The 14,565-nt window shown below is 42.5% G+C and carries 12 protein-coding genes; 10 read left to right on the plus strand and 2 right to left on the minus strand.

Annotated elements, in window-relative coordinates:
• Window positions 1-50: 50 nt before the first annotated feature.
• The 7 genes from ASE42_RS00350 to ASE42_RS00380 all read left to right on the plus strand — a co-directional run bounded on the left by ASE42_RS00350 (window position 51) and on the right by ASE42_RS00380 (window position 7,870).
• Window positions 51-1,667 carry a YceG family protein gene (locus ASE42_RS00350; RefSeq protein WP_056764996.1) on the plus strand — a complete coding sequence of 539 codons (1,617 nt, stop codon included), beginning with the start codon at window positions 51-53 and terminating at the stop codon, window positions 1,665-1,667.
• A gap of 14 nt (window positions 1,668-1,681) precedes the next feature.
• Complete coding sequence (locus ASE42_RS00355; RefSeq protein ID WP_024427234.1) at window positions 1,682-2,776, plus strand: toxic anion resistance protein; 1,095 nt, start codon at window positions 1,682-1,684, stop codon at window positions 2,774-2,776.
• Between the two features lie 399 nt (window positions 2,777-3,175).
• Window positions 3,176-4,441, plus strand: coding sequence for a glycine/proline betaine ABC transporter ATP-binding protein OpuAA (gene opuAA, locus ASE42_RS00360; protein ID WP_056764999.1), 1,266 nt, complete (start codon window positions 3,176-3,178; stop codon window positions 4,439-4,441).
• Between the two features lie 10 nt (window positions 4,442-4,451).
• Complete coding sequence (gene opuAB, locus ASE42_RS00365; protein WP_056766792.1) at window positions 4,452-5,297, plus strand: glycine/proline betaine ABC transporter permease subunit OpuAB; 846 nt, start codon at window positions 4,452-4,454, stop codon at window positions 5,295-5,297.
• The gene (locus tag ASE42_RS00370) at window positions 5,297-6,178 is read left to right on the plus strand and encodes a glycine betaine ABC transporter substrate-binding protein (RefSeq protein ID WP_044333560.1); all 882 of its coding nucleotides are present in this window, start codon (window positions 5,297-5,299) and stop codon (window positions 6,176-6,178) included. Before opuAB ends, ASE42_RS00370 begins: the two co-directional genes overlap by 1 nt.
• A 106-nt stretch (window positions 6,179-6,284) precedes the next feature.
• Window positions 6,285-7,037 carry an alpha/beta fold hydrolase gene (locus ASE42_RS00375; RefSeq protein WP_235566652.1) on the plus strand — a complete coding sequence of 251 codons (753 nt, stop codon included), beginning with the start codon at window positions 6,285-6,287 and terminating at the stop codon, window positions 7,035-7,037.
• A gap of 110 nt (window positions 7,038-7,147) precedes the next feature.
• The gene (locus tag ASE42_RS00380) at window positions 7,148-7,870 is read left to right on the plus strand and encodes an SDR family NAD(P)-dependent oxidoreductase (protein WP_056765003.1); all 723 of its coding nucleotides are present in this window, start codon (window positions 7,148-7,150) and stop codon (window positions 7,868-7,870) included.
• Between the two features lie 47 nt (window positions 7,871-7,917).
• Here ASE42_RS00380 and ASE42_RS00385 read toward each other — a convergent pair whose 3' ends face one another.
• A complete protein-coding gene (locus tag ASE42_RS00385; RefSeq protein ID WP_056765005.1) occupies window positions 7,918-9,045 on the minus strand; it encodes a M20 peptidase aminoacylase family protein in 1,128 nt (375 codons plus the stop codon).
• 153 nt (window positions 9,046-9,198) lie between these two features.
• Here ASE42_RS00385 and ASE42_RS00390 point away from each other — a divergent pair, with 153 nt between their 5' ends.
• From ASE42_RS00390 to ASE42_RS00400, 3 genes are all read left to right on the plus strand, one after another.
• On the plus strand, window positions 9,199-10,629 hold the full coding sequence (locus ASE42_RS00390) for a YfcC family protein (protein ID WP_024424344.1): 1,431 nt from the start codon (window positions 9,199-9,201) through the stop codon (window positions 10,627-10,629).
• Between the two features lie 217 nt (window positions 10,630-10,846).
• Window positions 10,847-11,794: an L-lactate dehydrogenase gene (locus ASE42_RS00395; protein WP_056765009.1), complete on the plus strand. Its 948-nt coding sequence runs from the start codon at window positions 10,847-10,849 to the stop codon at window positions 11,792-11,794.
• Between the two features lie 43 nt (window positions 11,795-11,837).
• Entirely contained in the window at window positions 11,838-13,460 is a 1,623-nt protein-coding gene (locus ASE42_RS00400; protein ID WP_056765012.1) for an L-lactate permease, read from the plus strand.
• 44 nt (window positions 13,461-13,504) lie between these two features.
• Here the strand turns inward: ASE42_RS00400 and ASE42_RS00405 are convergent, their stop codons facing one another.
• Complete coding sequence (locus ASE42_RS00405; protein WP_056765015.1) at window positions 13,505-14,494, minus strand: LacI family DNA-binding transcriptional regulator; 990 nt, start codon at window positions 14,492-14,494, stop codon at window positions 13,505-13,507.
• Window positions 14,495-14,565 lie beyond the last annotated feature (71 nt).

Raw genomic sequence — 14,565 nt, forward strand, 5'->3', positions numbered from 1 at the left:
ATATGATAGTAGTAGCTTTCGAGAAAATATAGGAGAAAGGAAGGAGCGGCGTGAGTTATAAAGAAATCAATGTCACCCATACACGGGCGGAGCAGGAAGCCTGGAAAAACGTGCTGAAAAAGCCGCTCCCTGAAAGAGACGGTTATGTAAAGGACGAGCATACGTTGTCTTTGCCGCGTCTCGCCGCCCGGGTCCTTGGAACTCCGCATGATGCAACCGATTATTTTATTTATTTACATGAATTATACGAAACAGACGGCATGCATATTTTAAGTGAAACACTCAATCGTCATATTGAGCCGGAGCATTTTCAAGCGCTGCAGCGCATTCATTTGATTAACCAAGAAGAAAAGGGATTGTCCGTGAATCGCTTTGTTGCTTTTTTAGATGGTGAACAGCTGATTGTACGCCATCCAAACCCTGTGATGAACCGGCATATCCGTCTTTCATTGATCAAGGTATTTGAGCATTTCAAGCAGCTGCACGAGGGTGGATTTCAGCATCCTGATTTCCGCCGGGTCCTGCTGGATGTCGTGAAGTTTTCAAATAACCATCTAGGTCCATGGCTGAAGGAAGTCAATATCGAAGAAAAAATGCCGGCTGTCATTTGGTATGGAGAGGCGAATAAAAGTCAGCTTTATTTTCTTTACTATGTCATGCTGATTGGCTGTGATGTTGTGCTATTTCATCCAGAAGGCGAGGATTCGTTCCGCGAATTAGATCCAGAAGAAAAGCTGACTTTTATTGATCAGTACCCGGGGACTTCAAAGCTTGAGCCGTTCCCTACTGAAAAGCCTGAGAGGAAATCAACGGTGGCGTACCGCTCGACAAGAGAGCTTGAAGAGGTGCTTCACACGGAAGATTCAATGCTGTATAAGCCGTGGCAATTCAGAGATCATACTCCTCATTCCATTACACTGAAGACCACGTATGATGAGCTGTTTTTAATTGCAAAGGAACGATCCTTTATCCGCCCGAATTTCAAAGCAGACCGGGACACGATACAGATTCCAAATCTCTTTGCGAAAATGATGGGTGTCACACGAGACAAGCGTGAATACTGGGATCGCATTCACACGTTAATGGAAGGGAAAGAGACGAAGACCATTCGCCATTTTCCTTTTACGAAAGAAGTGACTTCGAATTATCAATTTCATTATCAGCATGCACTTTCTTCTGCTGGAGAGATTGATCCTGACTTATTAATGAAAAGCAATGTGTGGCAGTTTTCTCATCTATATGAGGGTACGCAGCGTGCGATAGCAGAGGCGATATCTCGAATCTGTCAGCATCCGAAGCTATTAAAAGAAGGCAATGAGACCGAATTAGATGTCCGCATTTATTTATTCAAGCAGGTTCTGCATATGAGCCAGGACCTCGTTGAACTGATTCAAACCTTTGATTATGCACAAACCGTACCGAAAGTGATTTTATACCATACGGAATATAATGGTGAGCTGACACGTTCTGATGCGGCCGCCCTGATTTTCCTAAATGAAATGGGTGTGGATCTCTTCGTATATCATCCGGCGGGATATCAGTGTATCGAACGGTATATCGATGACCAATTATTTGATACCCATTGGCTTGATGAGATGGTCATGAACCAGGAGTTTAAAGAGCCGTCCATCGTTAGAAAGTTATTTCAATCCATCAAAAACCGATAAGGAGATCAAAGCTTATGACAAATACAAACGGAAATGACATCATTTCAATTGATAAAGAGGAAATCACGATTGAGAAGGCAGACGATATTCGCGTTCAGCTTCGAAACGAACCAGAAGTGCAAAATATCGCGAGACAGATCGATGCAAAAAATCAGCTGGAACTGCTTGAATACGGAAAACAGCCAGCCGTTGAAATCTCTAAGTTCTCTGATCGTATCCTTTCGATGATGCGTTCAACAAGCGTCACTGACTCAGGAACAATGCTGACGCAGCTTGGCAAGATTATGGATCGCTTTGATAAAAATGATTTTGACGAACCGAAGGGTGGTTTGTTGTCAAAAATCTTTAAGCGCGGCGGCAGCATGATCGAAAAGATTTTTAGTAAATATCAAACGCTTGGTGCAGAAATTGAAAAAATTAATGTGGAAATTAGTAAATATAAAGATGAAATGACCAAATCGACTGTGACGCTTGAAGAAATGTATGAGCATAACATTCAATACTATTTGGAGCTGGAAAAGTATGTCGTAGCCGGTCAAATGAAAATCGAAGAATTAAAGCAATTGGTTCCTTCATATGAAGAAAAAGCAGCTAGTGGAAACCAGCTGGCACAAATGGAGCTTGATACGCTTCGTAATGGCATTCAAGCGCTTGAAGAGCGTGTGTATGACCTTGATATGGCACGAATGGTGGCGCTTCAAACGGCACCGCAAATCCGTTTGCTTCAGCGTGGGAATACGAAATTAATCGGTAAAATCAACTCTGCCTTCATCATCACGATTCCAATTTTCAAAAATGGGATCATTCAAGCTGTTACAGCGAAGAGACAAAAGCTTGTGGCTGATTCTATGAGTGAGCTGGATAGAAGAACAAATGAAATGCTGAAACGAAATGCTGAAAACATTTCAAGTCAAAGTGTGGAGATTGCCAAATTATCTGGCCGTCCAAGCATCGACATTGAAACGATCGAATCATCCTTTAATACAATTGTACAAGGGATGAAAGAGACGAAACAGATCGAAGAAGAGAACAAGCGATTACGCGAAGATGGAACAAAACGTATGCTTGAGCTTCAAGATAATATTAAGCGGGCTGCCCTAGAGTCCTAAAAAACAAGCTGTCTGTAACTAAAGTTGCAGGCAGTTTTTTTATGAATTTAAATAAAATTTGAGGAAAAAGGTTTTTATGTGACCATTTTCGGGTAAATCCTGTTAAGGGGAATGGTTCGCCCATGATTCAAAAAAACCGCTATGACGAGGATTCGACTTATTTTTTAGCACAATTAGGAATTTCCAGTAAAATATTGTCTGATGAGAGGAAATACCCCGTAAAATATGTAGTTTATGAAGCATTCTATAGGATTTACGAGTAATACGGCGTATAAACTCTAATGACCTGACCTCTATATGGAATTCATACATATTGTGGGGAAATAAGCGAATTCTAAAGATTGTTCGCATCATAACGCTTATGTTACGGTTATAAAGATGCTAATTTGGAGGGAAAATATGAATTCTGAAGAGAGAAATATCAAAATCAAGATAAATAATGTATCTAAAATTTTCGGTAAAAATGCTAAAAAAGCATCTCAAATGCTTGAAAAAGGGAAAACAAAAAGAGAGATCCTAAAAGAGACCGGCGCAACAGTTGGTGTCAATCGAGCAAATTTTGATGTGTATGACGGCGAGATATTTGTCATCATGGGGCTATCAGGGAGCGGAAAGTCCACACTTGTGAGGCTGCTAAACAGGTTAATTGAACCAACCTCCGGCGAAATATATATTGATGGGGATATGATAACAAATATGTCAAAGGATCAATTGCGTGAAGTCAGACGGAAAAAAATCAGCATGGTTTTCCAAAACTTCGCATTGTTCCCGCACCGTACAATTCTTGAGAACACAGAGTATGGTCTTGAATTGCAAGGTGTAGATAAAGAAGAGCGCAGATCAAAAGCGCTTGAATCTTTAAAGCTTGTTGGACTTGAAGGCTTTGAAGAGCAATACCCAAATCAATTAAGTGGTGGTATGCAGCAGCGTGTTGGATTGGCACGTGCGTTAGCAAATGACCCTGACATTTTATTAATGGATGAAGCATTCAGCGCACTAGATCCATTAATTCGTAAAGATATGCAGGATGAATTGCTTGAGCTTCATACATCTGTAGGAAAAACGATCATTTTCATTACCCATGATTTAGATGAGGCGCTTCGTATTGGTGACCGCATTGTACTCATGAAAGACGGAAATATCGTTCAAATCGGAACACCAGAAGAAATTCTGATGAACCCATCGAATGAATATGTTGAACGCTTCGTTGAAGATGTTGACCTTTCTAAAGTATTAACCGCTGGTCATATTATGAAACGTGCAGAAACAATTCAGATCGATAAAGGGGCACGTGTTGCGCTTACGCTCATGAAAAACCTTGGGATTTCATCTATCTATGCAGTAGATAAGAAAAAGCATTTATTAGGTGTTATTTCTGCCCAAGCAGCGAAAAAGGCAGCAGAAACGGGAGCGTCACTTGAAACTGTTCTTGATAAAGAATTTACGACAGTGTTGGAATCTACGTATTTGACAGAGATCTTTGATGCGGTATCTGATGCGAACATTCCGATTGCCGTTGTCGATGAGAAAAACAGAATGAAGGGCATTGTGGTCAGAGGTGCATTGATTGGTGCATTATCAGGAAATGATGAGTATATCAACATGTCTTCTAACAAGTTAGAGGAAATTAAAGCACAAGAGCCTTCTGCACAGGAGGTAGAATAAGATGTTTAGTATGAGTGATTTACCTAGAATTCCGTTCGCGGAATATATCGATCAATTTGTTGACTGGTTAACATTAACGTTTGGTGGTTTCTTTGATGGCATCACAAATGGATTATCAGGAACAGTAAATGGGATTGTGGCAGCACTTGGCGTCATTCCATCCATTATTTTAACCCTTATCTTTGCCGGCATTGCTTGGTGGATCAGTACAAGAGGAGTTGCTCTTTTCACACTTATTGGATTTTTACTGATCGACTATTTAGGCTACTGGCATCCAATGCTTCAAACACTTGCGCTCGTTTTGACCGCTGTGGTCATTTCCATTGTGATTGGGGTTCCGATCGGTATTTGGGCATCACAGAAGGAAACTGTGCGTAAAATTGTGACACCTATTTTAGATTTAATGCAGACAATGCCTGCATTCGTTTATCTATTACCAGCGATCTTCTTCTTTAATATTGGGGTTGTTCCTGGGGTTGTGGCATCGGTTATCTTCTCCATGCCGCCAACGATTCGTATGACCATTCTCGGTATTAAACAAGTACCGGCTGATTTAATTGAAGCTACCGAAGCATTTGGTTCAACGACATTCCAGCGTTTATTCAAAGTTCAGCTTCCACTTGCAACAAAAACCATCTTAGCTGGTATTAACCAAAGTATCATGCTGGCTCTATCAATGGTCGTCATTGCGGCAATGGTAGGTGCACCAGGACTTGGTTCAGAAGTATATAGTGCGGTAACGCAGCTGAAAACAGGTATTGGTTTTGAAGCAGGTATTGCCATTGTGATTGTGGCGATTACACTTGACCGTATTACACAAAACATTAAAACGAAAAAATCCAGGGGGAATGCTTAATGTGGAAAAAGTCTCTCTACATTGGGATGACCGCCCTGCTTGTCTTTTTACTAGCCGCTTGCGGTGCGCAGACAGATTCAAATGCGAGTGCCGCACAGCAGGTGAATAAAACCATTATCGGAATCGATCCTGGTTCAGGGATTATGGCACTGACAGATCAAGCGAAAAAGGATTACGGCTTAGAGGATTGGACGGTTGTGTCTGCATCAAGTGCAGCCATGACGGCAACGCTTAAAAAATCTTACGACCGTAAAAAGCCAATCATCATCACTGGATGGAATCCACACTGGATGTTTTCCCGCTATGATTTAAAATATTTAGATGATCCAAAAAAATCTTACGGTGAAGCGGAAGAAATTCATACGATTTCACGTAAAGGATTTGCGAAGGATCAGCCGGAAGCAGCCAAAATGCTTAGTCAGTTTAAATGGTCTCAAGATGACATGGGCGAAGTCATGATTGATATCCAAGATGGTGTGAAACCAAAGGATGCCGCCTTAAAATATGTGAAAAAACATAAAGACCAAGTAGCGAAATGGACAAAAGGCGTGAAAAAGTCGAATGGTGGAAAAGTCAATCTGGCCTATGTTGCATGGGATAGTGAGATTGCAAGTACCAATGTTGCGGCAGAAGTATTGCGTGAACTCGGGTTTACGGTGACTTTGACTCAGGTTGAAGCAGGTCCAATGTGGACAGCAATTGCAACCGGAAGTGCGGATGCATCATTATCCGCTTGGCTGCCAAATACGCATAAAACGTATGCAGCGAAGTTTAAAGGAAAATATGATGACCTTGGTACAAGTATGAAAGGTCTTCGAATGGGGCTAGTTGTTCCAACATATATGAAGAACGTAAACTCCATTGAAGATTTGAAAAAATAGTCAATGATGTAGTGGTTCCCTTATAATAGAAGGGAGCATGTTGAAAAAGCAGTCTGCTCAAAAAGCGGCTGCTTTTTCTTATATAGAAGGATGGAGTTGTCGGGCGATGGATAAGTCAATTATGATTTTTCTGCATGGTGGAGGAGTAAGCAGCTGGATGTGGCAGGAGCAGGTTGAAATATTGAAGGACACGTATGAATGCTTTGCCCCTGATCTCATTGGACACGGGACAAGAGCAAAAGAACAGATATTTTCAATGAATGAAAGCACCCGTGAAGTCATCTCATGGATCAAGGAAAATGCGAATGGCCGTCAAGTGATTCTGATTGGATTTTCTTTAGGTGCGCAGATTGCCGTTGATGTGTTATCAAGAGAGCCGGATATCGTAGACATAGCCGTCATCAATAGCGCCCTTGTGATGCCTTTGCCATGGCTCCATTTCATGGTGAGACCCCTCTTGCCACTGACGTATCCATTATTAAAGAAAGATTGGTTTATCCAGCTCCAAGCCGAAAAGATGGGGCTCTCGCAACATGTACTGCATCATTATGCGGCGGAATCGAAACATCTGCAAAAGAAAACCCTTCTTACGATGTTTCAAGAAAACCTCCATTACAAGCTCCCTGACACGTTTCAACAAGCGAAGGCACGCATTCTTGTCACAGTGGGAGAAAAAGAAAAAGGCATTATGAAACGGTCAGCAAAAAAAATAACGAATTCACATCCGAAGGCAACAGGCTTCATCGTTCCCGGTATTGGACATACATTTACTTTTGAGAAGAAAGAACTTTTTACAGAAATGATCAAATGCTTTATAGAGGCACGTGCATTACCAGTCGAATTAAGGGAAATCCAGTAGCCGCGTCAATCAATAAGTGAAGACGAGCATAAAAGGGGCGCCGGTCTCTTAGAATCTGTATGATATAGATATAAAACGCTTACAGTTTGTGTTTCCTAGAAGGAGGAGCTATGAGTAAAAACTATATCATATTCGGTGCAAGTCAAGGATTAGGAGATGCTTTTGTAAAGGGTCTCCCTTCAAGTGGAGATACAGTCTGGATTGTATCGCGAAGTGAACCTAGCAGTTTGAACATAGATGACGGTGTTCATAGAATTTGGCTGAAAATCGACTTATCAAGCCAAACGCATATCCCTTATATGCTTGAAGCCCTTGAGAACCAGACGATTGATGTACTCATCTATAACGTCGGTTTATGGGAAAAACGAGGCTTTGAAGGCGATTATTCCTTTGATCACGATCAGCCAGAGGATATTGCACATTTAATCAATGTGAATGTCACCTCAACCATTACATACATCCAGGCACTGCTTCCGCACGTAAGGAAATCAGAGAATGGGAAAATCATCGTGATTGGCTCAACGGCCGGACTCGACCATACAAACCTGCCGCAAGTCTCGTTTGTTGCATCTAAATTTGGCCTGCGCGGAATTGTGAATGCACTAAGAGAGCATGTGAGGAAAGATAAAATATCCGTCACCTGTATCAATCCAGGAGAGCTGGCGGCGGAGGTTCCGTATGAGGATGGAGCCGAAAAGGCCATCACTCTATATGATGAAACGAGAATCCCTGTCCAGGATATTGTGGAGCTTGCGAGATGTGTGATTCATTTATCAAGGGTATCTTGCGTAAAAGAAATCAACGTTCCAGCCATGGCAGATCTGAATGCATAATATAAAGCAGACCACCCGCTTGATGAGAAGGCGGGTGGCTTTTTCATTTATGATGAATGCTGCTGGAGTGTTTGATAGACAGCTTCGGTCAAAATCTCGATGCCGGTAAAGATTGCCGAGCGGTCGAAGGTCATATACGGATGATGAAGACCAGGCTTTAAATCACAGCCTAAACCGAGCATTGTGGATTTGATATGCGGAAGCTTTGCTGCATAAAAGTGAAAGTCCTCTCCACCTGTTGTGACAATCGGGGGATCAAGCGGCTCTTTACCTAAAACCTGTTCAATTGCATGAGACATGATCTGGACAGCTTCCTCATTTAAGGTGGCGGCAGGCAGACGATGGTCTGTTGAAAGTGTAATGGAAGCGCCAAAGGCATCCGCTACAGAATGAACGGCTCTTTCAATTTCTTTTTCTAGTTCATCCATCACTTCGTTTGTTTGCGCCCGTACATCTAATGTAAAAGAAGCTTTGCCTGGGATGATGTTTGAGCTGCCCCCGCCAGCATGTAGATTGGTCATTTTGACAGAATGCGCGACTCTTGGATCGACATGGATATGCGCGAGTCTCTGCACAAGAGTTGAAGCCACTTCTATTACGTTGATGCCAAGGTGTGGACGTGCACCGTGCGCTTCCTCGCCAATAATGGTGCCGACATAATGATTACTTGATCCGTGCAAAATAGCAGGAGCGCAGCGTCCGTTTAATGTTTCTTGAATTGGACGCACATGTACGCCATATAAGTAATCGACATCTGCCAGCACACCTTTTTCAATCATTTTCAGCGCACCGCCGCCTCTTTCCTCAGCAGGCTGAAAGATGAAACGGATCGTGCCGTTCGGTCGTTCTTTTTCCTTTAATGCCATGAAGGTGCCAAGAGCCATTGTCATGTGTGCATCGTGGCCACATGAATGATTGGCTTGAAACTCACCATCTACTTCCTGCCAAAGTGCATCAATATCAGCTCTCACAGCGACCACTGGTGCGCCTTCTCCAATTTCACCGATCACCCCTGTACAGTCGTCAAATGTTTGAGTTTTGCAGCCCAATTTTTTCAATATATCTTCAATATAAGCGGTCGTTTCTGTTTCTTCCCAGCTGATTTCTGGGTGGGCATGCAAGTGTTCAAAGATGTCTGTCACGGTTTGTTTCATTTCGTTTGTCAAAGTTGTCATGAGAATCCTCCTTGCTGACAGATAATCTGCCAAAACATTATTTTAATGAAATAATATTGCTCTTAAATATCAACAGTGTTTATAATATAACACATCATTTGATTATTCAGAAAATTAAGTGAAATTCCGATCGGGACAAAGGGGTTTTGACACATGAAAACTGCGACAGTATCAGCACCAGAGAAACAAAAACGAAAACTTCAAATGCCAGATGCGTATGTTCTCTTATTTATGATTGCACTGATTTGTACGATAGCAACGTATTTTGTACCAGCGGGTGAGTTTGACCGAAAGACATCTGGGGAGATCACAACAGCCGTTCCTGGCAGCTATCACCGTATTGATCAATCACCAGTGAGTCCAGTTGGCTTTTTTACAGCGATACAAGAAGGAATGGTAGGGTCCTCTTCTATTATTTTTCTGATTCTATTTACAGGCGGAACCATTGCCATTTTGGAGAAGACAGGTGCTATTAACGGGATGATTCACCATGTCATCAGCCGGTTTCAAACGAAGCAATTATTGTTTATTTGTATTGTTGGGGGATTATTTTCAGTCCTTGGAACGACCGGAATTGTCGTGAACTCTGTCATTGGATTTATTCCAATCGGCATCATTGTAGCACGATCCTTGAAATGGGATGCTGTAGCAGGAGCGGCTGTCATATACATCGGCTGTTATGCAGGATTTAACGCAACGATTTTATCTCCATCTCCATTAGGTTTATCACAAACGATTGCAGAGCTGCCGATCTTTTCCGGCATTGGCCTGCGTGTCATTATTTATCTTTGTTTTCTTATTTCTAGTATTGTGTACATCTATTTATATACAAGACGTCTGAAGAATAAAGAAAAGGGAAGCATTCTTGGCGATCAATGGTTTCCTGCTAAGGGGCTTGGCGGAGCCGATGCGGAATCTGTGGACAAGCCTGCATTTACTGGCAGACATAAGCTGATTTTAGCAGTGTGCGGATTGTCACTTGGAGGTTTCTTATATGGCGCACTTCAGCTTGGCTGGACCGATAAGGAAATGGCGGGTGTGTTCATCTTTATGGCTATCGCTGCTGGACTGCTCGGCGGATTAGCGGCCAATGATATTGCGAAAACGTTTATTATCGGGTGCCAAAGCCTTGTATACGGCGCACTTATTGTTGGGATGGCACGCTGTATTTCGGTCATTTTAGAAAACGGGAAGCTGCTTGATACAGTGGTCAACGGCTTGGCGAGTATGCTGACAGGCTTTAGTCCAATCGCTGGTGCGATCGGGATGTATATTGCGAGTGCGCTTCTTCACTTTTTGATTTCATCAGGATCAGGAGAAGCCGTTGTCTTTATCCCGATTCTTGCGCCGCTCGCTGATTTAATGGGCATCACAAGACAGGTAGCTGTAGAAGCAGTGATGCTTGGCGAAGGGGTAGTCAACTGTATCAATCCGACTTCTGGTGTGTTGATGGCTGTGCTTGCTGCAAGTGGTATTCCTTATGTAAAGTGGCTGCGTTTTATGGTGCCTCTTGCTCTCATTTGGTTTGTCATCGGTCTTGTATTTATTTGTATCGGGGTCATGATCAACTGGGGACCTTATTAAATATGTAGGAAGCTGCCGACGAGCGTTTGGCAGCTTTTTTCTTGTGGAAATATGTATGGAGCCAGCGCTTTGAAAGCACAATAAATGTGTTCACAAATTCGCTACATATTTTTTTTGAGCAGTCCCCTTGCAAAAGTTTGTGAAATGTTGCACAATAATAATGTGAAATACTTCACATAAGAAAAACAGCCTAGTTTTACTCAGGAGGATGAGATAAATGACAAACGAAAAAGTAAACAAAGTAGCCCTTATTGGAGCAGGTTTCGTCGGCAGCAGTTATGCCTTTACATTAATAAATCAAGCAATCACAGATGAATTGGTTGTCATCGATTTGAATCAAGACAAAGCAATGGGTGACGTGATGGATTTAAACCACGGAAAAGCATTTGCCCCGCATCCTGTGAATACATGGTATGGAGATTATGAGGATTGTAAGGATGCAGATATCGTCTGTATCTGTGCTGGTGCAAACCAAAAGCCAGGTGAAACAAGACTTGACCTTGTTGAGAAAAATTTAAATATATTTAAAGGCATTGTAGAAAACGTAATGAAAAGTGGATTTGATGGCATTTTCTTAGTGGCCACAAACCCAGTGGATATTTTGACATATGCGACTTGGAAATTCAGTGGTCTTCCAAAAGAACGAGTGATTGGCAGTGGTACGACGCTTGATACGGCAAGATTTAGATACATGCTCAGTGAGTACTTTGACGCAGCGGCACACAACGTGCATGCGTACATCATTGGCGAGCATGGAGATACAGAGCTTGCTGTCTGGAGTCATGCGAATATCGGAAGTGTACCAATTGCAGAATTAATGAAGAGAAATGAGCAATACAAACAAGAAGACTTAGATGAAATCATGGAAAATGTTCGTCATGCCGCTTACCAAATCATTGAGAAAAAAGGCGCCACTTATTACGGCGTAGCAATGAGTTTAGCCCGCATTACAAGAGCGATCCTGCACAATGAAAACAGCATTTTAACTGTCAGCACTTACTTAGATGGAGAGTACGGAGCAGAAGATGTCTACATTGGTGTACCTGCCCTTGTGAATCGAAATGGCGCGACAGAAGTAATGGAGCTTGCATTGAACGACACGGAGAAAGAAAAATTTGCACACAGTGTAAATGTGTTAAAAGAGATTTTGGCTCCTCATTTTTAATCAATCAAAAGCAACCTATCTGAGCAGAAAAGGATGAATCACTATGTGGCAGCAAATATATGATCCGTTTGGTAATGAATTCGTCAGTGCATTGGTGGCAATGCTCCCAATCTTGTTTTTCCTTCTTGCATTAACCGTTTTTAAGCTAAAAGGTGTTTTAGCCGCTTGTTTTACCTTAATCGTCAGTTTTGTAACAGCTGTTTTCTTCTTTCATATGCCGGTTGAAAAGGCATTATCTGCTGTGCTGCTCGGTATATCTAATGGGCTGTGGCCGATTGGATATATCGTCATCATGGCGGTATGGCTCTATAAAATTGCCGTGAAATCTGGTAAGTTCGATGTCATTCGATCTAGTATTGCAGGAATTTCTCAAGATCAACGTCTTCAGCTCTTATTAATTGGTTTTAGCTTTAACGCATTTTTAGAGGGAGCTGCTGGTTTTGGTGTACCGATTGCGATCAGTGCCGCTCTCTTAACAGAGCTTGGGTTTAAACCGCTGAAAGCTGCGATGCTCTGCTTAATTGCCAATGCTGCGTCTGGTGCATTTGGTGCTGTGGGCATTCCAGTGATTACAGGGGCGCAAATGGGCAATATGACGCCGCTTGCGTTATCTCAAACTCTTGTATATACGATCCCGTTTATTTCATTCTGTATTCCGTTCCTCCTCATTCTGATTGTAGATGGATTCAAAGGAATCAAAGAAACTCTGCCAGCCTTGCTTGTTGTGAGTGGAACCTATGCCATTTTGCAAGCTGTCACAATGGTGACGATGGGTCCTGAGCTTGCCAATATTATTTCTGCCTTAGCAAGTATGGGAGTTTTGGCTTTATTTCTTCGGAAATGGCAGCCAAAACACATTTATCGTGAAGAAGGAGCGCCAGATATTGAACAGAAACAAACGTATCGCGGCGTTGAAATACTGAAAGCATGGTCTCCGTTCTATATTTTAACTGCTGTTATTACGGTATGGAGTCTGCCAGCATTTAAAGCATTGTTTGCTGTAGGAGGACCGCTTAACTGGACGACCATTTTAGTGAAAATGCCATTTTTACATCAGCAAATTGTGAAATTACCACCAATTGCACAAACGGAAACACCTATTGATGCGATCTTTAAAATTGATGTCATCAGTGCAACGGGGACCGCCATTCTGATTGCGGTCATGCTGACAGGGATGTTTAGCAGACATATTACATTAACAGAAGGCGCTGTCTGTTTAAAAGCAGCGGTGAAAGAGCTTTGGGTTCCTGTTCTCACTATTTGTTTTGTCATGGGCTTTGCCAACCTTGCAAACTTTGCTGGACTAAGTTCAGCGATTGGACTTGCTCTTGCCAAAACAGGCGATCTGTTCCCCCTTGTCAGCCCAGTGCTTGGCTGGATCGGTGTGTTTATTACGGGGTCTGTCGTGAGTAACAACGCCTTATTCGGTAACCTTCAAGCGGTCACTGCTTCTCAAATCGGCTCACAGGCAGGTTTGTTAATTGGGGCGAATACGACCGGTGGTGTGATGGCGAAATTAATTTCTCCACAATCAATCGCTATCGCTACAGCAGCTGTTGGAGAAACAGGGAAAGAATCTGAGCTCTTCAAAAAGACCGTGAAGTACAGCTTCATCCTGCTCGGTATTGTATGTATATGGACATTCATTCTCGCTCAATTTGTATAGGTTGATAGACTAAAAAAGACTGAGAGAGATCTCAGTCTTTTTCTTTATGTAGATTCTCTTGTCACGAGCCGGGTAGGCAGCTGGATATGTTCGCGCTGTAATGGTTTTTGGTCTTGCAGGAGTGCGATCATTTGCTGCACAGACCGCTGGCCAAGCTCTACGATCGGTATGTCAATTGTGGTGATCGTTGGAGCTGTCACCTCACATATGTCTTGGTTGTCATAGCCGATGACCGCTAGATCCTTGGGGATTTGATAGCCATATGAAATGGCCTGTTTAATGAGCCCAGCTGCGACTTGATCATTGCCGGTGAAAATGGCATCAGGCGCTTTCTTCATGTGATGGATGACATCCATTAAGCGAAAGCCGTCTTCAATGGTAAAGGCCTCTCCAAACAGCCAATCGTCTTGCAGCGGCAAACCGTGAGCAGAGAGTGCATCAAGATAGCCCTGTTTCCTTTGTTTCTGCGCTTCACTGCTTTCTGTATCAAAGCAAAACCCAATCGATTTTCGCCCCGACCGAATCAAATAGTCCACCGCTTTATAGGCGGCTTCCCGTTCATCGTATCCAATAATCGGGATGTTTGCTGTTTGGTGATATTCATTTGCCATGACAATGGGGCCGTTCGTTAAAAATGGCTCAATTTTCTCCCACGTATTTTCTAACGCACCCAATATAACCCCATCGACTTCTTTTCTTTTTAATAATTGAAGCCCTTCAAGTTCTAATGCTTCTTGATAAAACGTCTGGAGCACGATGGCTTTATATCCTTGATCCAGTGCTTCCTTTGAAATGCCTTTAATCAATTGTGCAAAAAAAGGATGGTCCACAGCTGGAACAGACACAGCAATGGTTTTTGTCTGATGTGACCTTAGTGTGCGGGCTGCTGAACTCGGTGTATATTCCATTTCTTTCATCACCTGTAAAATGAGCTGCCGCTTTTCTTCTGACACATATGGGTGATGGTTTAGCACTCTGGAAACGGTGGTGGTTGAAACCCCGCAGCGTTTGGCAATTTCATAAATTGTACACATATTAACAAATCCTTTACACAAAGTTATTGTTCTGAAATCGATAACATCATTTACAATGTGAAACAAGTTAA

Origin of the sequence: Bacillus sp. Root920 (assembly GCF_001429445.1) — a bacterium.
GTDB classification, from domain to species: Bacteria; Bacillota; Bacilli; order Bacillales; family Bacillaceae; genus Bacillus; species Bacillus safensis.

What these genes read in the sequence shown, in the direction of transcription:
- ASE42_RS00355 (WP_024427234.1), top strand. Translation starts at nt 1,682, where the DNA reads ATGACAAATACAAACGGAAATGACATCATTTCAATTGATAAAGAGGAA.
- opuAA (WP_056764999.1), top strand. Translation starts at nt 3,176, where the DNA reads ATGAATTCTGAAGAGAGAAATATCAAAATCAAGATAAATAATGTATCT.
- opuAB (WP_056766792.1), top strand. Translation starts at nt 4,452, where the DNA reads ATGAGTGATTTACCTAGAATTCCGTTCGCGGAATATATCGATCAATTT.
- ASE42_RS00370 (WP_044333560.1), top strand. Translation starts at nt 5,297, where the DNA reads ATGTGGAAAAAGTCTCTCTACATTGGGATGACCGCCCTGCTTGTCTTT.
- ASE42_RS00375 (WP_235566652.1), top strand. Translation starts at nt 6,285, where the DNA reads ATGGATAAGTCAATTATGATTTTTCTGCATGGTGGAGGAGTAAGCAGC.
- ASE42_RS00380 (WP_056765003.1), top strand. Translation starts at nt 7,148, where the DNA reads ATGAGTAAAAACTATATCATATTCGGTGCAAGTCAAGGATTAGGAGAT.
- ASE42_RS00385 (WP_056765005.1), bottom strand. Translation starts at nt 9,045, where the DNA reads ATGACAACTTTGACAAACGAAATGAAACAAACCGTGACAGACATCTTT.
- ASE42_RS00390 (WP_024424344.1), top strand. Translation starts at nt 9,199, where the DNA reads ATGAAAACTGCGACAGTATCAGCACCAGAGAAACAAAAACGAAAACTT.
- ASE42_RS00395 (WP_056765009.1), top strand. Translation starts at nt 10,847, where the DNA reads ATGACAAACGAAAAAGTAAACAAAGTAGCCCTTATTGGAGCAGGTTTC.
- ASE42_RS00400 (WP_056765012.1), top strand. Translation starts at nt 11,838, where the DNA reads ATGTGGCAGCAAATATATGATCCGTTTGGTAATGAATTCGTCAGTGCA.
- ASE42_RS00405 (WP_056765015.1), bottom strand. Translation starts at nt 14,494, where the DNA reads ATGTGTACAATTTATGAAATTGCCAAACGCTGCGGGGTTTCAACCACC.